Below are 22,875 nucleotides of genomic sequence, written 5' to 3'. Positions count from 1 at the left end.
TGTTTCGAAATTCTTAATTAAAAAAACTCAGCGATTCACCTCCCTAGTTATTCTATTTTTAGTAGAGATATAGAACTGGATTTTTATCATGAGTTGAGAAAATATATTTGCTGAATAAGATTAGAAAGCCGATGCATTTAGATTCAGTCTGAAAGTTAAATTACTTACAAGGAAGTGAAAAAGAGTAACTACTCTAAGAGGGGAGATATTACTTGAAAATCGACGGCAGTAAGTTCCTAGAATATGAAGAGCTGCTAAAGAGTCGGAACACACTATATAAAACAAAGAAATTAGGATCGATCTAACAAAGAGTTGAAATTATATAGCGGAAAGGAAATAAGTTTTTAGGGATAACAACATAAAAAAAACATAACTCCGGCCATTTCGCCGAGTTACGTTTTTCTGAAAACTCAAAGAGATTTTCAAATCCTCTGATTTTGAAGGCAAAAATAATCAATCTTTCTTCGAACCGGGATCAATTAATTTACGATCAATATCATCACTTGAAAAAGTCTGGATTGCACTAATAGACTCTTTTAAAACAAGAATCGAACTCCCAGTTGTTTGCAGAGAATAAAACCTCTCCGGATATTCTATGAGACATCCATCTGTTCCCACTGGTTCTAGAATCATTAATTGCATACAGGATTCATCGAGCATCTTTTTCAGCAGGAAATACGGTGAAAAAAAGTGATATCCTTTCTTGTTTTCTCCTATTGCCATAAATGGTTCTCCACCACAATTGGTCAGGAACATGAAGGGAAGTGGAAGATGTCTATTAAAACTATTAAAACTATTAAAAACATCTAATGAATGGTTTTTAGATAATTGAACACATTTCTCCATATTTTGTGACATCCTTTCAAAAAATAGACTTATAAGGGGATTAGGTGAAATTTTATTTGTGCAGCAGCTTTTATGGCATTATTTTTTGCTTCGGCTTTCGTTTTTCCCTTTGCTAATATATAACCGCACCTATTGCCCATTGATAGGGGCGGCAGTAAAATATCACCTCTAACAGGCTTTATATATACTTTTATAACGCCGCTTTGCTGCAGTACATTTTGGACACCAGTAACCTTCACTAGTTTTCCGGGTTGGGATACAGTCAAATAATGGGCATAAACGTTTTCTTCTTTTGTTTTATTCAAAGTCGGAGAGTTGCCCAAGTAAAGATGAAGAATTTGTTCTGCATAATTAAATCCATATGCTTCTTTTATTAATTCATTCATAACGCCACCTGACATGCGAGGATTTGCCTCGATTAGTTTCCAATTTCCATCTGCAAACCTAAATTCCAAATGGCAATTTCCTTGCACAAACTCTAACCTTTGCAAAACTTCGTTCGCTTTGGCAATAAGTGAATTTTCCAACGCATGATCAACTTCATTTGAAATGCTGTATCCAGTTACGATAAATCGTTCCTTGTGTGTGATCTCTTGTTCTACAAGAGCACTGATGGAATAGTTCCCGTTTTGTGCAATCACTTCTACAATGCACTGTGGTCCTCGTAAAAATTCCTCAATTAACAGATCTTCGTCAAAATGATATCTTAAAAAAAGGAGTCGATTTCTTAATTCAGCTACAGTTTTAACGAGATATACATTTTTAGAACCACAGGAACTTGGCAATTTCACAACCAATGGCAATTTATGTTTCACTTGATGGATAAAATCTTTTAAGATTGTATCTTTTGTTAAGATGAAAAAAAATGGATTCGAACGATCGTCAAGAAGTTGTTTTCGAGTAAGTATTTTATCTTCCATTTTTTTATATGCATTTAAGGAGAGCGGTGTGCCGCAAAGTTCATTGGATAAACTGGCTGCCAGAAAAACGTACGAATCAATAAAGCTTATTATACCGGCAACATGGTCTTTTAACTGTATTTCTAAAACGGTTTTCTTTACTAGGTCTATATCTTTAACATTCACCAAATGAAATTCATCAACGTCTAAAAAATCTTCTTTTCCCTTTAGAATCTTTAAGTTTGAAGTAAGCAAGTGCACCTTATAACCAAGGCTTTTTGCGGCACTCAACCCTTCTCTTGAGGAACCGGATTTATAGGTTTCCAAAAAAATGATGGAAGGCATAATTTACACTCCACTATAAAAAATTCATCCGTTTATAGGCGTGAGTCTCACTTTACTTTGAATTTGGAGAGAAACAAGATTATCTAGGGAGTCTCCTCCATTTCCCTCATCATAATATATGTAATCCTAAAGAAGAGGCTACATACTGCGTGAAATAAAACTTTCGCAAATCAATTACAAGAAACCTGCATTTGATTATGGGAAATAACTTACTTTTTAATTGTTAAGCATATAATAGAGCAATGGCAAAAAATTATATTTTAAAAATAAAGGGAAATAAAACGGGAAGCTTTTCTTGTTCCCTTCGATTTCACATACAAAAATAGAGAATGGCTCATATTAATGTTGGCTGTCCAATACAAGGAAAAGTGAGTCTAGTTGCAATAAAAGCAAAATGAGAAGGGAGGGGGAAGTAATTTTGAAATGGAGCATGCTTCTTTTTGGGTGCTGTTTTCTGTTCTTTCTAGTAGTTGGTATTACCGCCACAAAAAATGAATTACTCCCTGTAAATGCCCCGGCCGAAAGCCAAGAAGAGGATCAAAGTGCAAATCTCAGAATAACAGAAGAGAAAAAAGAATTGGAAGAGGAGCCTTCAACAAATGACATGGTATTCCCATCGTCTCTCGAAGAATATATCATTGATGAATTTCATGACCCATCACCGGAAGAAATAAAGGCCGATTCATCCAAAATCTATTATTTGGCTTTGGGGGATTCGTTAACAAAAGGGGTGGGGGATGAAGAGCAAAAAAATGGGTATACTAAAAGATTGGCGGAGAAAATCGAACAGTGGACAGATATTTCCGAGGTAGTCATAGACAATCGCGGAAAAAGAGGCAGAAAAAGCGATCAATTGCTAACGCTTATCGAAAAGGGACATTATGATCACGAACTTAAAAATTCAGAGCTCATTACCATTACGATTGGCGGCAATGATATGATGAAAATCGTGAAAAACGATTTATTTGAAGTGAAAAAGGAAAACTTCGAAAAGGAGCTTGAAGAATTCCAGCAGCGATACAATCTAATTCTTCAAGAAATTCGACTTCGTAATCCTGAAGCCCCCATCATTTTAATCGGACTGTATAATCCTTTTTCTATCATTACCAATGAAATACCCGAATTTGAATCCATTATCACGGAATGGAATCAAACGATTGAAGCGACTGCAGCAAAATATAACAATGCTTGTTTTGTGGATATACAAGATTTGTTTGATGAAAATGCAAATAAGGTATATCATACCGATTTCTTTCATCCAAACGGATATGGCTATACAATAATGACAGAGAGAATCATCTCCATGATGAAGTCATGCCACATCGAAGATTCGGAGGACCGGTTAATCTTAACTGAATAGGGAATAGAAAGTAAGGTTAACCTTTTCCTCTTGTTTTTCGTTATAGTATACATAGAATGGAAAGAAAAAGAGATGAACAGAGTTTTTGAAGGAGTGAAGCTTGGTGAATTTTTGGAAAGTCGCTTTTTTTACATTAATGGGGGCAATCATATTAGGTTTTGTGGGTATTTACTATTGGGCGACTTCTCCTACAGATGAGGGATCCGTTTCAACACAAAACATTACGGCAAAGCCTTCAGACAGTGTTTTGCTCGTTGAAACGACAGCAGACGATTTTGAACAAATTGCGATGAAATATTTGAAAAAGGAACTCCAGAACAGTCAGCTTCCAATCGATTTTTCGGTGGATGAATCAATAGGATTAAGCAGTGAACTGACGGTTTTTGGCGTAACGGTTCCTTTCTCCATGCAATTTGATCCGCAGGTCACGGAAGAAGGCAATATCATATTAAAGCAAACTTCCGTAAATGTTGGTAAACTGAATCTACCGCCAATGACGGTCTTGAAACTAATGGATGAAGCGGTCCAATTTCCGGAATGGATTATTGTAAGACCAAATGAGGAAGAATTGTTTGTGGACTTATCCAAGTTTCCGATCATGTCGGGAGCGCACGTAAAAGCGAAAGAAATCGATTTGCAAAATAATCGCATATTATTGGAAGTAATCATACCTAATGAATAGGAGGATGAGTGATGAGTAGAGATATAGCAACGTTTGCGGGTGGCTGTTTTTGGTGTATGGTCAAGCCTTTTGACGAACAGCCCGGTATTGAATCCGTGGTCTCCGGATATACTGGCGGCCATGTGGAAAATCCCACTTATCAACAAGTATGCTCTGAAACAACAGGACATTTAGAAGCGGTCCAAATTTCTTTTGATTCGGATATCTACCCATACGAAAAACTGGTGGAAACTTACTTTACTTTAATCGACCCGACAGATTCGGGCGGACAGTTCTTCGACCGCGGCGAATCTTACACAACGGCCATTTTTTATCATAATGAAGAACAAAAGGCAATTGCCGAAGATTTCAAAGCACGTCTCGATCAATCCGGACAATTTAATCAACCAATCGCTGTCAAAATCCTTCCTGCCAAAACGTTTTACCCGGCAGAAGAATATCACCAGCACTATTACAAAAAGAACCCGCTCCATTATGAACGCTATAGTATTGGTTCAGGAAGAGCAGCATTTATTGAAAAGCATTGGGGGAATCGCGATGAATAAGGAAGAAAGATTAAAACAATTAACGCAAATGCAGTATTATGTCACTCAGCAGCAAGGAACGGAACCACCGTTCCAAAATGAATATGACCGTCATTTCGAAGAAGGCATCTATGTGGATATTGTCTCCGGCAAACCATTATTCAGCTCGTTTGATAAATTTGATTCTGGCTGCGGTTGGCCAAGTTTTGCAAAGCCGATTGAAGCAGAAGAAGTTACCGAGCATTTCGATGCCTCTCACGGCATGAGAAGGGTGGAAGTGCGAAGCAAAACAGCGGATTCCCATTTAGGACATGTATTTCCGGATGGTCCGCGCGAATTGGGAGGCTTGCGCTATTGCATCAATTCGGCAGCACTGCGCTTCGTCCCGAAAGATCAGCTGGAAGAAGAAGGCTACGGAGAATACTTGCAGCTATTTGAAAAATAATTCAACGCCGACCACTATAGTCTAAATGACTTATGTGGTCATTTTTTAATCACTAGCCTGGATAAAAGAGGGATTTATTAATCTGGCAGAGACATCCATTGATCAAACTGAAATCAAAACGTATAAAACGAAAATAATGAGGAGAATGATTATGAGAGAAAGTTTTTATACATTTGTCCTCACATACCGGGGAGGAAAATGGGAAGATTCTAAAACGCGGTTTGCCGAGACGGCTTTTTTGGATCATAGTTTTCCTAAATCAAGTATGTCATTTGACGAAATATCAAGTTATATTGAAATGATTGCAGATGATAATATGACCACCCAAACATTTGACGAGCTTTGGGATCTTTATGCGGCAAAATATGAATAATTTGTTTGTATACTGTTCATGAAACAGGAAAAATGAAAGTATAGAAGGTAAATCATTGCACAATGAAAAAAAAGCAAGTATATTTTATTAGGAGATAATTTTGGAAAGAGGGATTGCTAATGAGTATCCATATTAACGCAAAACAAGGTGACATCGCAGAGATAATATTATTACCAGGGGATCCGCTGCGTGCAAAATATATCGCTGAAACTTTTTTGGAAGATGTAACTTGCTACAATGAAGTCCGCAATATGTTCGGATATACTGGGACATATAAAGGAAAGCGTGTGTCTGTTCAAGGAACGGGAATGGGTGTACCATCCATTTCAATTTATGCAACAGAATTAATGCAAGAATACGGCGTTCAAAAATTAATCCGGGTAGGTACTTGTGGAGCAATTCAAAGAGATGTAAAAGTTCGCGACGTAATTATTGCCCAATCTGCTTCTACTGACTCAAAAATGAACGAAATCATCTTTAACGGAATCGATTTCGCTCCAACGGCAGATTTTGATCTATTATTGAAAGCATATAATGCGGGAGTAAACGCAGGTTTAAACTTAAAAGTAGGAAACATTTTCACTGCCGATATGTTCTATTCAGACGAAAACCAAAATGAAAAATTAGCTCAATATGGTGTATTGGCTGTGGAAATGGAATCGGCTGCACTTTATACTTTAGCGGCTAAGTTTGGACGTCAGGCACTTTCCGTTTTAACAGTTTCAGACCATATTATTACTGGCGAGGCAACAACGTCTGAAGAACGCCAAACTACGTTCAATGATATGATCGTCGTAGCACTCGAAGCAGCAATACAAGAGTAATGGTTGCTTTTTCATAAGTTAGTTGTGTGAAGGCTGTCTATTTTTTGACAGCCTTTCTTTGCGGATGGGAAGATGGATGTTTCAATGGAACCCTTGCAAATTACAATTAACTTGACCTTGGTCGAATAGGGCTTTCAGGTGTTCATGAATAGGAATCATACATTTTATTTTAGAAAAATCGACTATCTTTATCTATTTTAGATGGTACAATATTGATATATTTTATTTAATTTCATTCTCCGGGATGAAACTCCGGTGAATGCCTCAGGCGGATGCCACAGATTTCAAGAGGCAGTTTAAAGATCAAGTTAGACTAAAATTGCCGTAACCAGCGCCAGATGTCTTTTGCGCGAAAGCGAAGCGGCAGGTACACGGGCTAACTAACCTGCATCATACTGGCCACAGTTCGAAAATCTGGGCTCACATGTTTTGACTGCGGCGAATGCCAAGGGATCGTCTCAAATCCGCCAAGGCGCAAATGAATAAAGGTAGTAAGTGTAAAATGAGAGTGGTGAATAATTTAGATGGATGATCAAAACCAAAATGGCAGCGAGCAAACAGAACAAACTGAACAGCAAGAAGCACAAGTAAAGCCAGCGAGAAAGTTTATTCGAATTAAACCTTTTACGTTAATTATGTTAATGTTTCTAACCATTTTATTAACAGCAGGTTTAACAATTTTGGCACTGACTTTCGGTGAAAAGAAAGTAGTAGAAGTGGCTGTACCTGTCGAAAGAGAAGAATTTTCAAAGTTATATGATGCTTATGATGAATTGAAAGACAAGTATTATGTAGAAATTGATGATGAAAAAGTGGTGACAGGTGCCATCAATGGTATGTTTGATGCTTTGGAAGACCCTTATTCCGATTTTATGGATGTGGAAGAAGCGGAGCGTTTTAATACGGATCTTTCTTCAAGCTTCCAGGGAATCGGCGCTGAAATTCAAGAACGAAATGGAAATATCGTCGTCGTATCACCTATAAAAAATTCTCCTGCTGAAAAAGCGGGAATTTTACCGGAAGATATCATTCTTTCTGTCGATGGAGAGAGCATTCAAGGAATGAGTGCTTCTGAAGCGGTTTTATTAATTCGCGGCGAAAAAGGGACTCCTGTTGAATTAACGATTCAGCGCGGCGAATCTGACCATACAATTGATGTGAAGATTATACGTGATGATATTCCGATTGAAACGGTGTATGGCGAAATGGGCGACGATAAAATTGCTCATATTCAAATCACGTCATTTAGTGAAAAGACCTACGATGAAATAGTTAAATTGCTTGAAGAGTTTGATGCTGATGGTATGAAAAGCATTATCCTGGACGTACGCCAAAATCCGGGCGGGTTCCTGGAATCGGCAATCGATATCGCCAATTTATTCCTTGAGGAAGGAAAACCAATTGTACAAGTTCAAAGCCGTGAAGGTGAACCGGAAGTGATTTCTGCAAAAGGCGGCGAAAAATACAAACAGCCTATTGTCGTACTGGTTGATAACGGAAGTGCTTCGGCATCCGAAATTTTAGCGGCTGCCTTAAGTGAATCCGCAGGTGCCAAAGTGGTAGGACTCAATTCATTTGGTAAAGGGACGATTCAAACAGTAAGCAATTTGCCGGATGGAGCAAACCTGAAATATACAACCGGCAAATGGTTGACACCGGAAGGCAACTGGATTAATGAAAAAGGAATTAAACCTGACGTAGTCGTTGAATATCCGGAATATGCAACGGCAACCTATATTAATCCTGAAATGGAAATTACTCTCGGAGATTCGTCTCAATCCGTAAAATCTGCCGAACTGATTTTAAGTGCATTAGGTTATGAAGTCGGCACGGTGGATAAAACATTTGATCAAGCAACAGAAAATGCGGTTGTAGCTTTCCAGGCCGATGAGCAACTCCAACCAACTGGGGTACTTACTGGGGAAACGACTTACGCTTTAATGGATTCGATTCGCGAAAAAATCGAAAAAGAAGATCCTCATGTATTGAAAGCAAAAGAAATATTAACAAAATCAACGAAATAATCGTTTGATCTATAAATTCGAGGAAAGGGCTGTTTTGTTCAATAAGAGCAATGACAGCCCTTTCCTTTTAGAATGAGTGTAGGTTAGTCAGCAGTTGTGACAGGACAAGTCGTTCTTAGGATAATTTCCTGATCTTTTAGCCTCGCTTCGGCGAATGTGCGTTTTGCCTTCGCAAGAGAAGTTAAAAACCTCTGATAGAGTTTTCAGCCGCTCGAGGGCAATCCGTGACTTCAAGACTGTCTAGGTTGGCTTGGGTTAAAGCAACATGAAATGACATGCATTTAAAATAGTAAAGGAAGTGTTTGCAAATGAAGGATGTATATTTATTTAGCGGATTTCTGGGAAGCGGCAAAACGTCAATGCTTACCTATGTCTTACAGCAACTAAAGGAAAAAGGATTAAAACCTGCCGTGATCATGAATGAACTGGGGAAACTTCCGTTTGATTCTCAGGCAGTTGATGAAGAAATTCCATTAAAAGAAATGCTGGAAGGCTGTATTTGCTGTTCCGGTGCAGAAAAAACGGAAGCGCAGATTCAATCGCTATTGGCAGACTCGCAATTTGATGTTCTCATTATTGAAACAACCGGAGCGGCCCACCCTGTCGAAGCTCTTGATGCAGTGTATTCTCCATTGTTTGCAGACCAGTTGAATATAAAGGGAATCGTGACCGTTGCAGATAGTAAGCTTTGGTTGGATCGTGAAACGCTTCCTCCCCAAGTAAGAAGTCTATTCCTGGAACAAATCCGCCACGCACATTTACTTTTAGCAAATAAAATGGATTTATTGAGCGAAAAGGAGCAAGCAAAAGTCGTTTACGAGCTGCAAGCTGTTAACCCGAACGCCTTTATCCTTCAAACAACGAATGGCAAGGTACCTTTGCATCTGCTGGAAGAGCTGCAAGCAACCGCACGTGCTTCATCTGAAAATGTAAAGTCCGCAAAGATTGGAAAGCAACTGCAATTGAGCTCGAGATTGGTAGAACTCGACAATAGTTTTACTCAGGAGGAATTCGAGAAGTGGATTCAATCTTTGCCATCAACCGTTTATCGAATAAAAGGGTACGTTCCAATCGAAGGTGTTCGTAATCCCTTTCTTTTTCAATATGCTTATGGTTTGGTTCAATGGCTTCCGGAATACATAAAAATGCCAGCAAAAATTGTCATGATTGGTGAAAACATTCAGGAAATTGATATTGAAAGTTTGTCAAGAAATTAACATTGTTGTTACAAATGAAAAAAACTTGTATTTTTGTTTCGATTCTCAAAAGTTGTCAATAGCTTTTCAATTGTAAGTTTTTCGATTGGGGGAAAATCCTACCTTTTTTAAAGTTTTAGAGACTGGTTGTTTTCTAGGTTTGGAGATTTAGGTGGCAGCATTACCAAGTTATGGACCATATGTTTCAATTATTCTCGTATATGATTAGTTGCGAGAGGAGGAATACAAAATGAAAAAATGGGTTATCACATTTTGTGCACTTGGTTTTATCTCTACACAAGCTCCAGCAGCGGATGCTGCATCTATCAATGAAGGTCAAGAAGGGTTTACGGAAAAGCAAATTGTAAAAGTCGTGAATCTTAATGAATATAAAAATCTTCTAAAAGAATTCAAGGAAGATTACGGCGTAACTTACAATGCTAATTTACAAGACTTATCAAAAGTAGGTCTTTCACAAGAGAATATCGAGAAATTAGTTGAATCTGCAAAGAAAGAATTGCAAAAACAAGAGAACGGTCAAGAAGTTGCGAAAGAAACACCGGAAAAACAAGCTCTAGCTGAAAAGGCTCCAGCTGCTCCAGTGAAAAAAGCTGAAAAAGCGGCAACACCTGCACCTGAAAAGGCTGCTCCTGCACAACCAACTGAAACGGTAAAAGAAACTGAGGAAACAAAAGCACCAGTTGCAAATGATGATTCAGTATCGGCATTTGAGACTCAAGTTGTTGAATTAACAAATGCAGAACGTGCAAAAGCTGGTCTTGCACCACTTGAAGCTTATGCACCATTAATGGATGTAGCGGAAGCTAAGTCTGAAGATATGGCTGCAAATAATTATTTCTCACATAATAGTCCAACATTAGGCAGCCCATTCGATCAAATGAAAGCTGCAGGCATTTCATACCGTGCGGCTGGCGAGAATATTGCACAAGGACAAAGAACACCTGAAGAAGTAGTTCAAGCTTGGATGAATTCTGAAGGACACCGTGCAAATATCCTTAATGCAAACTTTACACATATTGGTGTAGGGCATGTTGAAAACGGCAACTACTGGACACAACAATTTATTCAATTATAATCTCAAGAAAGTACGTACCGAGCCAAGAAATTTCTGGCTCGGTATTTTTTGTTTTGGGATAGAAATAAATATCATTATAGCCAGCTTTGAGTATGTTCAGAGCAAAGTGAAATGAATAGCTTCTAATGAAGGTTCTAATGCGGAAACGAGGAAAACCAGCGGATTAAAAGGGCTCCAATGTGAGAGCAAGGGCATTATAATTGCCTAAACATTATTATAGTAAACTTCATAAGTTGTCGCAGGAACTTAACAAGCGTCCATCGCATTTCTATGATAAAATATTGATTTGACTAATAAAATAAGTGATGTTGGCAAAAGATTGTCAGATAGTTCATTTGTCATTTAGTGCAATCATATAAATTTTAGTACAATCATTTTTTGTATCAGAATAGGAGAACGTTTAATGAAACACAAATCCATTATTTTAACCGGTGGCGGGACGGCCGGACATGTCTCTTTAAATCAGGCCATTATTCCATCGCTTAGAAAAGAGGGATACGATGTACATTATATAGGATCGTATGATGGCATTGAAAAAGAATTAATCACACAGAGCTTCCCTGATGTACCGTATCATCATATTTCGAGCGGTAAATTGCGTCGTTACTTTTCTATGAAAAACTTTTCCGACCCGTTTAAAGTACTAGCGGGAGTAGGGCAGGCGTATGCGGTTATTCGAAAAGTTAAACCGACGATGATTTTTTCTAAAGGCGGCTTTGTTTCTGTTCCTGTCGTCATTGCGGCAAAATTAGCGAAAATTCCTGTAGTGATTCATGAATCGGATGTTACACCAGGCTTGGCCAACAAAATTGCCTTGCCATTCGCTTCACATATATTCACGATTTTCCAGGACACCCTAAACTATTTGCCAAGCGAAAAAGCAACCTGTACGGGGTCCATTGTACGCGAAGAATTATTTAGCGGAAATGCCCTAAAAGGGAAAAAAAGATGTGGATTTACAGATCATAAAAAAGTGCTGCTGGTCATGGGAGGGAGTTTAGGCTCAGTCGTTCTCAATGACTCTTTAAGAAGCAACTTGCCTGACCTTTTGAAAACATACAATGTAATTCATTTATGCGGAAAAGGAAATAGTGATTCGTCATTAGACAGTTTAAAAGGGTATAAGCAATTTGAATATGTAACGAATGAATTGCCCGATTTATTGCATGCGGCAGATTTTGTGGTTTCACGAGCTGGCTCGAATTCGATTTTCGAATTTTTGGCTTTAAAAAAACCAATGCTATTGGTACCACTATCAGCTGCAAAAAGCAGGGGAGATCAAATTCTGAACGCCAAACTGTTCGAAAAGCAGGGATTTGCGCATGTTCTGGAAGAGGAAATGTTATCGAAAAGTACATTTATGAAAGCAATTGAAACGTTAACAAAAAGAAGCCCGGAATATCTTGATGCGATGGAAAAAGCAGAAAGACCAAAAACGCCTGCCGAAATGGTGAAACTATTGCTTCAGTACGAGAAATAAAAAAGAAGGTGGTTCAGATTTGAACCACCTTCTTTAAAAATAGAACGCTACATTGCTTGTTCTTCTTCGTTGGCCTGGTTGTTTGCCGAAACAATATAGAATAAATCTTTCGGAATTTTATATAAATCAAATTTCGTTTCCCCGGCATTTATTTCTTCATATAGTGCCGGATTTGTTTCTTTTGCATCAATCACATATCCCAATTTCTGCGATGCACGTTTAGACTTTTCATTTTCTTTTCTAATGCGTAAAAATACAGTATGAATGTCCTTTTCAAAAAAGAGTTCTGTCAAAAATTCTTGTTTTGCCGGCTGGTTATATCCTTTGCCTTGAAATGGTGCACCTATCCATGTACCAAGGAAGCCTGCTCCATCTTGTATATCGTATAATGCAATCGTACCAATTGGCTGACCCCAATCATCGGTTATGGTTCTTGAAATCGTCTTTCCTAGCTGTTCTTCTTCCAACAGTTGTTTGGTCATAAATAGATACTCTTCCGGTGAAGTTGCTTTATGACGAACATATGGAAAAACGGATGGGTGAATCAATAATTGGTATAAGTCATTTGTCTCGGAAAGATCACGATGTTTTAACAAATGAAACGCCTCCTTTTTTAGGATAGTTGCAAATCTCAAAGTTACTGCAATACCAGCAACAGAACAAAATAATATACCTAAAGGAACTGGACGTCAAACATTATTTTTATAGAAATTTATTTTCTATTTAAAGTCATAAAAACAACTAACTTCCAAAACAATTTCTGCTATTATTTTATAATAAATTTTCGTTTTTATACAAGAAGTTTAATCGAAAAAACAATTATTTTCTTATTAAAATTGTGAACAAAATATTAAGTAGTTATAATATATATTAAGTTGATTCGGAAATCATTTACATTTATTATAGAAAGAAAGAGTTATAGATCAGAGAGCGGGGCAACAAGAATGGAAAAGGAACTATTAAAAGTTCATGGTTCAGGTAATACGTTTTACCTCTATTCAACAGAAGATGAATATGAAATAGATTGGGCTGGTTTTACAACATGGCTCTGCGAAAAAGATCGCCATGATGGTGCAGATGGGCTGCTGCTCATTTTGCCTTCAGAGGTGGCAGATGCCAAAATGCGCGTAATCAATGCTGATGGTTCGGAAGCTTCCATGTGCGGAAATGGCTTAAGATGCGTTGCTCGATATGTGTGCGAAAAGCTGGGCAGGGATGAAGCAATCATCGAAACCATAAAAGCGAACTTAAGAGTGCGCAAGGCTCCATCATTACTCGAGGATATTCCCACTTATGCTGTTGAAATCTCGCCAGTATCTTTTCAATTAGATAGTTTGCCAATGAACTATCGCGGCCAAACAAATATCCGTCATCAAATAATCGAAGAGTTTTCTTCGACAATTCCTTTTACAGCTGTATCTGTACCAAACCCACATTTAATTGGAATCGTGGATCAGGCTAATATCAAGGATAATGCTCACCAGAAAAATTTAAGCGAGATGCTGAACGGTGAAAATGACTTTTGTTCGGACGGCGTCAATGTAAGTTATGTTTACCCTATGAATGATGATACAATTTTTGTGCGAACATTTGAAAGAGGGGTAGGATTTACTAATGCCTGCGGAACAGCGATGACTGCCTCGGCACTTGTATCCAGATTAAATGGAATTGTAAATGATGATGTTATTACTGTATTCAATCCGGGCGGTTTTGTGAGATGTGAAGTTAAAAATTTAGGAGATTTTTACGATTTAACATTGATCGGGAATGCGACAGTAACGGCTTCCTATGTGTTTAATGTAGAGGGAACAGCCTATAAATTTGTTGGATTGAAAGAAACAGAAGAACAAAAACTATATCAAAAATGCATTGAACTTGTAAAAAGAGAAACGGCTTCTTTTGCTTCTTATTAGGTGAAATGAAAATCTAAAATGTCTTATTTAAGGAGTGCTTGCACTTTCCCAAGAAGGAGGTGTTTTAATTGTCTATGCAAAACTTTTCGAAAGCTCAATTTGATTTGCTTTTTAATAATAGTAAAGATTTTGTTTATTACATGAAGAAAAATGGTGAAGATTTTCGTTATATTTTTCTAAATCCACCTGCTATGCAGCTGCTTTCAGAAAATGCAATTGGACATTCAATCACCGAAATGATGAAAAATGGTGAATATCAAACGATTATTGACAATTACCACCAAGCCATTGAGAAAAGGGAACAAGTGAATTACCAAGATTATTCTTATATTGTTGGAGAAGTTAAAAAATACGAAACAACCGTTATTCCCATTTTTGAACAACATGAAATCTATGTTTTAGCTATAACAAAAGAAATTGCCTTTAATCGAGATGTGGAAGATAAATATTTATTTATGCGCTCGGTTTTTTCCAACACGTTCCTTTCCACTGTGCTTGTTTCTACAGATGGCCGTTTTTTGGAAGCCAATCCTCAATTTATAGAAGATTTCAACTTAAATCTTGAAGATGCAAGATTAAAATCTCTCTTTGAATTGCCTTTCACTTCCAAAAGCGTGGATGAGTTAAAAGAATATCTGGATCGAGTGTATACCGGAGTCAGCATACAATCTAAATTATTAAACTTTGTAGATAAAGATGGTAGGCAAAGGAGCTATACTGCTGCATTTTCGCCTTTAATGCAGGAAAACAATGTGGCAGCGGTATTCATCATCCTTCAGGAAATCACGCAGTTCATCCAGCAGGAACAGGAATTGCGGACAACATCCATTGGTTTGTCTAACTTCAAAAAAGCGATAAACAGTGCCGCGGAAATTGCGATTATCGATCGGAACGGCAAAATTTTGGACGTCAATAGACGTTTTGTAGAGCAAACTGGATTTTGTCGGGAAGAACTGATTGGTAATTCCTTGGAAGTGATCAACGGTAAAAATAGCACCAAGGAAATTGTCGAAAATATCATCACGACTCTTCAAAAAGGTGAGATTTGGCGTGGGGAATTGTGCAACCATACAAAAAAAGGCAAGATTTATTGGACTGACACGACCATGATTCCTTTTGTAGATGATGAAGGAAACATCCAGCAATACATTTCCATTTTTTACGATATTTCCGATAAAAAAGGCATGGTTAATGAACTGCGCAATATAGAACAAATGTTTAAATTGATTACCGAAAATACGAATGATTTAATTGTCCTTATGAACAAAGAGGGAGTTATTTTATACTCTTCTTCCGTCTATACCCGAGTATTGGGGTATGAGCCTAATGAGTTGGTGGGCCAGTTATATACCAATTTATTAACTTCTGACAGCAAAGGTGTTTGGACAGAAAAGCTTCTCCATATTGAAAATCAGAATCACGCCAAAGTGGAGTTGACGCACCAATCCAAGACCGGTGATATTTTCTGGACAGAATGCAGCTATACGGTGGTGAATGATTATGTTCGTGATCAGGGAAGTTATATCATTTTAGTGGCAAGAGAAATTACAGAACGCAAAGAAATCGAAAACCAGTTGCTTTTTCTGGCTTTCCATGACACGTTAACGCACCTGCCTAACCGAAGATATCTTGCAAAGGAATTCCCGCGTCTTTTAGAAGAAGCCCAGAAAAATCAAGAGTCATTGGCTGTCCTTTATGTTGATGGGGATAATTTTAAAACAGTGAACGACCAATTCGGGCATGATGTTGGCGACGTGTTTATTTATGAATTTGGCCAGGCGCTGGGAAAAACGGTGCGGGGCAATGATATCGTCATTCGAATGGGCGGGGATGAGTTTGCGATTATTTTAACCGGTCTTGACTATAGTGAAGAAAAAAGGCATGAACAAATAAATAAAATCATCAACCGAATTAATAAAACGCTTAAGAAGGGCTGGTTTATTTCCAATCATCACTTTTCTCCAACAGCGTCAATTGGTATCGCTCTTTATCCTGATCATGGTCAAACCTTGGAGAAATTATTGGAATGTTCGGATAAAGCTCTATACCGTGTGAAAGCATCTTCGAAAAACAACTTTACCATTTTTGAAAATGTATAGCATTATTTTAAAAAAGCCTCATCTTAAGTTAAACTTAAGCTGAGGCTTTTTAAATGTCCAGCTGCGAAAGCCAGCTCCACACGACGTGGCGTTTTTGTCGGCCAGTTGTTGTCGGAGCTAAACGATGAGGAAATTAGCCTAAGAACGACACGTCCTGTGTCAACGGCTAACTGACCTCCATCCTGTCGGCCTTCGCTTTTCTATTAATAAAAGGGTGATTTTGTGATGAAGAAAATTTTAGTTGTTGAAGATGAGAAAAATATTGCTCGGTTTATTGAACTGGAGTTGAGACATGAACAATTTGAGGTGTCCGTCTCCCATGATGGAAGGGAGGGGCTGGAACTTGCATTGGAAGGAAACTTTGATTGTCTTTTGCTGGATGTGATGCTGCCCAGCTTGAATGGCATTGAAATTTGCAGAAGAGTTAGAGCCCAATCCGATGTTCCGATTTTATTGATTACTGCACGCGATGCTGTCATGGATCGAGTAGCAGGGTTGGATGCCGGGGCCGATGACTATATTGTCAAGCCTTTTGCCATTGAAGAATTGCTGGCAAGAGTTCGTTCCATTTTAAGAAGAACGGCAAAGATCGATGAAGACGTGAGCCAATTAATTCAAGTAAGAGATTTGGTCATTAATCCGGAATCATATGAAGTAAAATTGGAAAACAAGAAAATCGACTTAACAAAAACAGAATATGATTTACTGAAGTTATTATGTGAAAACAAAAATCGCGTTCTTGAAAGAGAAAAGATTCTTCAGGATGTTTGGGGATATGATACGGAAGTGGAAACAAATGTCGTGGACGTGTACATACGCCATTTGCGCGCTAAATTAAAAACAGAACAGGATTCGTATATTGAAACCGTTCGCGGGGTTGGATACGTGGTGAGAGAATGAAAACCAAATATGCCCGTTTATTAAAAAAACAATCGCTCAAAAAAAAATGGACCTTTTCTACGGCCATTGTCATTTTTATTAGCTATACACTAATCTGCAGCGTGATTTACCTGGCACTGTATTCTTGGTTAATACAAAACGAGCAAAATAATGCCGCCAGAACGGCAGATGACCTTACGTCTTTTTTCCGTTCCCAGGACCATTCGTTTTCTATTCAGGATTTTCAAGGAAACACAGGCTTATTTAAAGCCATTGTCCATCAAAATCAAACAGTGCGAATTTTCAACAAAGATGGTTATGAGGTTTTAACCATTAACAATATCAATTCCGCTGCTCCGGTTGAATTATCGTTTGAACAATTATTGGGGGGGACTGCCATTTCAAAAGAAACAGTGGATGATGAAGACGCTTTTGTAGTGACTAGACTTGTGACCATTGGCAATTTTACGGGAATCATGCAGTTGATTCATCCATTGACGGCCTTTCAATCCATGATGAAGTATGTTTTAACAACAATGCTGATTGCAGGAATAGGGGCAATTCTTATTGCGGGGTTAATCGGGTATTATTTGGCAAATATTCTGATTCGGCCGATACAGGACTTAAGAGATTCGATGCTGTCCATTCAATCAAAAGGATTCGAAGAAAAAATAAATTTTGAATATGATGCAGAAGATGAAGTGGGCGACTTATTGAAAATTTACCAATCCATGATGGCGGATCTGCAAAATTCCTTTGCAAAACAACAGCAATTTGTGTCGGACGCATCCCATGAGTTAAGAACGCCCATTCAGGCGATTGAGGGACATCTTTCTTTAATAAAGAGATGGGGAAAGGATGATCCGGAGGTATTGAAGGAATCCTTGGATACTTCATTGGAAGAAGTGGCGCGAATGAAGAATATGATTGAAGAATTACTGAATTTGGCTAGAAAAGTAGATCGTGATGAAGAAGCAACCGCCAATGTGGCGAATGCTCTATCATCCGTGAAAGAGGAGCTTCAAATGATTTATCCTGAAGCCAAGATTGAAATAATTGAAAGTGGGGAAGAGGTACAACCGAGAGTAACAGAGAATGCCCTCGCGCAAATCATGCGCAACCTGATTGAAAACGGAATCCGCTATAACGAGCAAAGTCCACTGGTCAGAATTGAAGTTAATTATCTTTCAGAGAGTGTTTTTATCACGGTTAAAGATAATGGAATCGGGATTTCGCAAGAACACCTGCCTTATATATTCGATCGATTTTATCGAGTTGATGCTTCAAGGGAAAATAAAGGGGGAGGGACAGGTCTCGGACTGAGCATTACCAAAATGCTGGCCAATAAATACAATATAGAAATGGATGTTTCAAGCGAAATTGGAATCGGGACTATGTTTACCTTAAAATTCAGAGTATAACGAACAATTTTATTATTTCAAGACCAATTCTAGTTTAATTGTTAAAGAATTTGCCGAATTTGTGAAAAATAGTTGTATTTTTTGTGAAGAGTAGTAAGATTGATATGGAAAAAAAACCTTCTTCAAATATGTGATTCATAAAGAAAGTAAATGAATTCAATAGATAAAATCTATTGTCGAAGAATGGTAAAATATGAAATAATATTGTAGATACAACAATGGAACAGCCTTAGGGCGAAATTTGGAGGTTATTCTCATGTCGAACAATGTAGTATTTGCTGGTTCCCCTTGGTCAGTATTCTCGGGTCCCAACTTGGGATATGTGATGGAGCAGTATGATTTATTTTTGCAATCTCCTGAACTAGTTGAGCCAGAGTTAGTAGCGCTATTCCAGCAATTTGGTTCTCCTGCTACGGAAAACGAACAAGTTGCTGCAACTGGGAGTGCAACTAGCCAACCTGGAAATATCCAAAAAGTATTTTCAGCTGTGCAATTAGCAGATGCAATTCGTTCCCACGGTCACTTAGCTGCTGATATTTATCCATTAAAAGACCGTAAATTGGATTCATCCCGCTTAGAATTGTCAACTTATAGCTTAACTGAAGCAGATCTAATGGAGATGCCGGCTTCATTATTCTTTAATAATGTTCCTGGAAGCGTTACCAACGGCAAGCAAGCGATTGATTTCTTGCGATCACAATATACTGGAAAAATCGCATATGAATATGCACATGTAGAAGATGCAGAGCGTCAATGGATTCAAGATAAAATAGAATCTGCACAATCTGCGCTTAACTTAACTGCTGAAGACAAAAAAGCGTTATTGGAAAGATTGACACGCGTTGAAGATTTCGAAAAATTTATCCATAAAACTTTTGTTGGACAAAAACGATTCTCGATTGAAGGCCTGGATACATTGGTTGTAATGCTGGATGAAATCGTTCGCAAAGCCGACGAAACAAAAATGAATTACCTGCAAATCGGAATGGCTCACCGCGGTCGCCTGAATGTATTAACGCACGTTGTTAATAAGCCTTACGATATGATGTTCGCAGACTTTGCCCACGTTCCAAATGATTATTTCTTCCCTGAAGACGGTTCTTTGGAAATTTCCAAAGGATGGACGGGTGACGTGAAATACCATATGGGTGCGACTCATACTAAGCCATCGGGATTAAAAGTTAAATTGGCTTATAACCCATCCCACTTGGAAGTAGTAAGCCCGGTTATTACGGGTTCCACACGTGCTGCACAAGAGGATACGACAAATACTGGGTCGCCAAAACACGATCCAAGCAAAGCGTTGGCCGTTCTTGTACATGGGGATGCTGCATTTGCCGGTGAAGGAATTGTCCAAGAAACATTTAACTATGCCAATACAGCTGGATTCTCGACAGGTGGATCTATTCATATTATCTCCAACAATATGATCGGATTTACAACAGAACATTATGATTCACGCTCTACACGCTATTCTTCGGATGTAGCGAAAGGTTATGGAATTCCTGTTATTCACGTGAATGCAGATGATCCGGAAGCTGTTTTGCAAGTAGCGAATTTGGCATTCGAATACCGCCAATTATTCGGCAAGGATATCTTGATCGACCTAATCGGCTATCGCCGTTTCGGCCACAATGAGACGGATGATCCTACGGTAACGAATCCGTTGACTTATCAAATCGTTACGAAACACCCGACTGTACGTGCGCTTTACGGTGAAAAATTATCGAACGAAGGTATTCTTTCACAAGAACAAGTGAATCAACTTGATGAAAAAATCTACGCAGAGATGCAGGCTTCCTATGATCATGTGAAAGAAGTCGGGGCTAAAGAAGACCACTTTGAAATCAAAATGCCTGAAGAAGTGAAAAACGACTACCCAGAGGTTGATACGAGTGTATCAGCGGAGGATTTAAGACAAATTAATGCAGATTTGCTAACTTGGCCTGAAGGCTTTGAGCCGCAAAATAAACTTGCAAAAATCCTGAATAAACGAGTAGAAGCGCTTGAAAGCGAAAAAATCGATTGGGGCCATGCAGAAACATTGGCGTTCGCGGCGATTTTACAAGATGGCAACCCAATCCGAATCAGTGGTCAAGATGCGCAGCGCGGAACATTCTCTCAACGCCATTTAGTATTGCATGATAAAAATAATGGAGCAGAGCATGTACCTCTGCACAATATTAGTGGTTCTAAAGCTTCATTTACAGTATACAATTCACCATTGACTGAAGCGGCAATTGTAGGATTTGAATATGGATATAACTTGGAAAACCAAAATGCATTGACAATTTGGGAAGCTCAGTTCGGGGATTTTGCGAACATGGCTCAAATTATGTTCGATAATTTCATTTCTTCTGCCCGTTCGAAATGGGGACAAAAATCAGGGTTGGTGCTTTTATTGCCTAATGCGATTGAAGGCCAAGGACCTGAGCACTCTTCTGCACGCATTGAAAGATATCTGCAATTATCTGCAGAAAATAACTGGATTGTTGCCAATTGTTCAAATGCAGGAAACTATTTCCACTTGCTGCGCCGCCAAGCAAAAATGCTGGGAACTGAAGCAGTTCGTCCATTAGTCATTACGTCGCCAAAATCATTGCTTCGCCATCCATTGGCAGCTGCTTCTTTGGAACAGCTATCAGAAGGCGGATTCCAAGAGATTATTGAACAACCGGGCTTGGGTGGAAATGCAAAGAAAGTAGAACGCATCTTGCTTGCTTCGGGTAAAGTAACAATTGATTTGGCAGACCGTGTCCAAGACGGTAAAGAATTTGAAAACATCCATATTATTCGTGTAGAACAGCTTTATCCATTCCCGCAGCAAAAAATAGCGGACATTATTGCGAAATATCCAAATGCTAAAGAAATCGTTTGGGTACAAGAAGAACCGAAAAACCAAGGGCCTTGGAAATATGTTCTTGAATACTTGCTGGAACTTAGCGAAGGCAAAAAAGTAAAATATGTAGGCCGTCCGGAAATGTCTTCAACTTCCGAAGGCGATATGGACTCTCACAAAATTGCTCAAGCGAAAGTTATTGACGAAGCACTTGCAAAATAATGAATACTATTACTGAAAAATAAGCTACAAATGGGTAGTAGCGAATCATGTGCAGCTGCAAAATAGCTGTACATGATCTTCAAAGGAGGATATTAAAGTGGCTGAAATTAAAGTCCCTGAATTAGCAGAATCGATTACAGAAGGAACAATTGCACAATGGGTTAAAAAAGTTGGAGATCGTGTGGAAAAAGGCGAATTTATCGTTGAATTGGAAACAGATAAAGTAAATGCAGAAATCATTTCGGAAGAAGCTGGGGTTTTAACTCAAGTATTGGCTGAAGAAGGCGACACAGTACTTGTTGGCCAAGTCATCGCTGTGGTTGAAGCTGGAGAGGGTGCAGCACCTGCACCGGCTGCGGCGCCAGCCCAAGCTGCACCGGCACAAGAAGCTCCGAAAACAGAAGCTGCTCCTGCAGTACAATCACCTACAACAGCTGCGCCAGTTGCAGAAGAAACATCAAATGAGCGCGTTGTCGCGTCACCGGCAGCTCGTAAATTAGCGCGTGAAAAAGGAATCGATTTAGCGGCGATTTCACCGGTTGATCCACAAGGCCGCGTTCGCGTTCAAGATGTAGCAGCACACGGTACAGAACCCGCGTCGACACCTGCTGCACCAGCACCGGCAGCAGTAACAGGTGGACCGGTTGTGTTCACGCCAGTTGCTGATTCCGACCGTATTACAATCGAAAAAATGAGCCGTCGTCGCCAAACAATCGCAAAACGTTTATTGGAAGTAAAACAATCTACTGCGATGTTGACAACATTCAACGAAATCGATATGACGAACATTATGGCACTTCGCAAACGCAAACAAGAAGAATTCGTGAAAGCAAACGACATCAAACTTGGCTTCATGTCATTCTTCACGAAAGCAGTAGTTGCTGCGCTTAAAAAATATCCATACGTGAATGCACAAATCAATGGAGATGAAATTCACTTAAATAACTTCTTCGATATCGGTATTGCCGTTTCAACTGAAGAAGGTCTAGTAGTACCGGTAGTGCGTGATGCAAATAGCAAAAACTTCGCGGAGATCGAAAAAGATATCGCGAATTTAGCGAAAAAAGCACGCGACAAAAAATTAGGATTAAACGACATGGCTGGTGGTTCATTCACAATAACAAACGGTGGGGTATTCGGTTCATTAATGTCAACACCGATTATGAATGGTACTCAAGCGGCAATTTTGGGAATGCACTCAATCGTTCAACGTCCGGTTGCAATTAACGGAGAGATTGAAATCCGTCCAATGATGTACGTGGCGCTTTCTTACGACCACCGTATCATTGATGGCAAAGACTCTGTAGGATTCTTGAAAACGGTAAAAGAATTAATTGAAAATCCAGAAGACTTGCTTCTAAATTCTTAATAGATAAAAGCCTAGCGTATTCTCGCTAGGCTTTTATCG

At 38.8% G+C, this 22,875-nt stretch carries 19 protein-coding genes; 16 read left to right on the top strand and 3 right to left on the bottom strand.

Annotated features, from left to right (window positions below; translation table 11 throughout):
• Positions 1 to 453: 453 nt before the first annotated feature.
• Both D1B33_RS08610 and D1B33_RS08605 read right to left on the bottom strand, forming a co-directional pair.
• Positions 454 to 846, bottom strand: a complete 393-nt coding sequence (locus D1B33_RS08610; RefSeq protein ID WP_158582949.1) for a CotY/CotZ family spore coat protein — start codon at positions 844 to 846, stop codon at positions 454 to 456.
• Between the two features lie 29 nt (positions 847 to 875).
• Positions 876 to 2,090, bottom strand: a complete 1,215-nt coding sequence (locus tag D1B33_RS08605; RefSeq protein WP_118875967.1) for an ATP-grasp domain-containing protein — start codon at positions 2,088 to 2,090, stop codon at positions 876 to 878.
• Between the two features lie 418 nt (positions 2,091 to 2,508).
• On the opposite strand from D1B33_RS08605, the gene D1B33_RS08600 reads away from it, so the two are divergent.
• The 10 genes from D1B33_RS08600 (at position 2,509) to D1B33_RS08555 (ending at position 12,094) form a co-directional block, all read left to right on the top strand.
• Complete coding sequence (locus tag D1B33_RS08600) at positions 2,509 to 3,450, top strand: GDSL-type esterase/lipase family protein (RefSeq protein ID WP_158582948.1); 942 nt, start codon at positions 2,509 to 2,511, stop codon at positions 3,448 to 3,450.
• A 103-nt stretch (positions 3,451 to 3,553) separates the two neighbouring features.
• Entirely contained in the window at positions 3,554 to 4,132 is a 579-nt protein-coding gene (locus D1B33_RS08595) for a YpmS family protein (protein ID WP_118875965.1), read from the top strand.
• Between the two features lie 11 nt (positions 4,133 to 4,143).
• The gene (gene msrA / locus D1B33_RS08590) at positions 4,144 to 4,677 is read left to right on the top strand and encodes a peptide-methionine (S)-S-oxide reductase MsrA (protein WP_118875964.1); all 534 of its coding nucleotides are present in this window, start codon (positions 4,144 to 4,146) and stop codon (positions 4,675 to 4,677) included.
• Complete coding sequence (gene msrB, locus D1B33_RS08585; protein ID WP_199677387.1) at positions 4,664 to 5,101, top strand: peptide-methionine (R)-S-oxide reductase MsrB; 438 nt, start codon at positions 4,664 to 4,666, stop codon at positions 5,099 to 5,101. Before msrA ends, msrB begins: the two co-directional genes overlap by 14 nt.
• 151 nt (positions 5,102 to 5,252) lie before the next feature.
• Positions 5,253 to 5,474, top strand: a complete 222-nt coding sequence (locus tag D1B33_RS08580; RefSeq protein WP_118875962.1) for a YozE family protein — start codon at positions 5,253 to 5,255, stop codon at positions 5,472 to 5,474.
• Positions 5,475 to 5,593: 119 nt separating this feature from the next.
• On the top strand, positions 5,594 to 6,298 hold the full coding sequence (gene deoD, locus D1B33_RS08575; RefSeq protein ID WP_118875961.1) for a purine-nucleoside phosphorylase: 705 nt from the start codon (positions 5,594 to 5,596) through the stop codon (positions 6,296 to 6,298).
• Between the two features lie 524 nt (positions 6,299 to 6,822).
• Entirely contained in the window at positions 6,823 to 8,322 is a 1,500-nt protein-coding gene (locus D1B33_RS08570) for a lmo1851 family serine protease (RefSeq protein ID WP_118875960.1), read from the top strand.
• Between the two features lie 308 nt (positions 8,323 to 8,630).
• The gene (locus D1B33_RS08565) at positions 8,631 to 9,539 is read left to right on the top strand and encodes a CobW family GTP-binding protein (RefSeq protein WP_118875959.1); all 909 of its coding nucleotides are present in this window, start codon (positions 8,631 to 8,633) and stop codon (positions 9,537 to 9,539) included.
• A gap of 229 nt (positions 9,540 to 9,768) precedes the next feature.
• Positions 9,769 to 10,614: a CAP domain-containing protein gene (locus D1B33_RS08560; RefSeq protein ID WP_118875958.1), complete on the top strand. Its 846-nt coding sequence runs from the start codon at positions 9,769 to 9,771 to the stop codon at positions 10,612 to 10,614.
• 403 nt (positions 10,615 to 11,017) lie between these two features.
• Positions 11,018 to 12,094 (top strand): undecaprenyldiphospho-muramoylpentapeptide beta-N-acetylglucosaminyltransferase, encoded by a 1,077-nt coding sequence (locus D1B33_RS08555; protein ID WP_118875957.1) that lies wholly within the window; start codon positions 11,018 to 11,020, stop codon positions 12,092 to 12,094.
• 47 nt (positions 12,095 to 12,141) lie between these two features.
• Here the strand turns inward: D1B33_RS08555 and D1B33_RS08550 are convergent, their stop codons facing one another.
• Positions 12,142 to 12,690, bottom strand: coding sequence for a GNAT family N-acetyltransferase (locus tag D1B33_RS08550; protein ID WP_118875956.1), 549 nt, complete (start codon positions 12,688 to 12,690; stop codon positions 12,142 to 12,144).
• Between the two features lie 348 nt (positions 12,691 to 13,038).
• Between D1B33_RS08550 and dapF the strand changes: the two genes are divergently transcribed.
• The 6 genes from dapF to odhB all read left to right on the top strand — a co-directional run bounded on the left by dapF (position 13,039) and on the right by odhB (position 22,836).
• Positions 13,039 to 14,007 carry a diaminopimelate epimerase gene (gene dapF / locus D1B33_RS08545; RefSeq protein WP_118875955.1) on the top strand — a complete coding sequence of 323 codons (969 nt, stop codon included), beginning with the start codon at positions 13,039 to 13,041 and terminating at the stop codon, positions 14,005 to 14,007.
• Between the two features lie 74 nt (positions 14,008 to 14,081).
• Positions 14,082 to 16,106, top strand: coding sequence for a PAS domain S-box protein (locus tag D1B33_RS08540; protein WP_233549438.1), 2,025 nt, complete (start codon positions 14,082 to 14,084; stop codon positions 16,104 to 16,106).
• Positions 16,107 to 16,331: 225 nt separating this feature from the next.
• Positions 16,332 to 17,006, top strand: a complete 675-nt coding sequence (locus tag D1B33_RS08535; RefSeq protein WP_118875953.1) for a response regulator transcription factor — start codon at positions 16,332 to 16,334, stop codon at positions 17,004 to 17,006.
• On the top strand, positions 17,003 to 18,406 hold the full coding sequence (locus D1B33_RS08530) for a sensor histidine kinase (protein ID WP_118875952.1): 1,404 nt from the start codon (positions 17,003 to 17,005) through the stop codon (positions 18,404 to 18,406). Before D1B33_RS08535 ends, D1B33_RS08530 begins: the two co-directional genes overlap by 4 nt.
• 256 nt (positions 18,407 to 18,662) lie before the next feature.
• Positions 18,663 to 21,467, top strand: a complete 2,805-nt coding sequence (locus tag D1B33_RS08525; protein WP_118875951.1) for a 2-oxoglutarate dehydrogenase E1 component — start codon at positions 18,663 to 18,665, stop codon at positions 21,465 to 21,467.
• Positions 21,468 to 21,564: 97 nt separating this feature from the next.
• Positions 21,565 to 22,836 carry a 2-oxoglutarate dehydrogenase complex dihydrolipoyllysine-residue succinyltransferase gene (odhB, locus tag D1B33_RS08520; protein WP_118875950.1) on the top strand — a complete coding sequence of 424 codons (1,272 nt, stop codon included), beginning with the start codon at positions 21,565 to 21,567 and terminating at the stop codon, positions 22,834 to 22,836.
• Positions 22,837 to 22,875: the final 39 nt, after the last annotated feature.

The sequence above is a fragment of the Ureibacillus yapensis genome, assembly GCF_003515775.1.
Taxonomy (GTDB): domain Bacteria; phylum Bacillota; class Bacilli; order Bacillales_A; family Planococcaceae; genus Ureibacillus; species Ureibacillus yapensis.
Note: the sequence above shows the minus strand (reverse complement) of the source record. Positions and strands in the feature narration are given on the sequence as shown.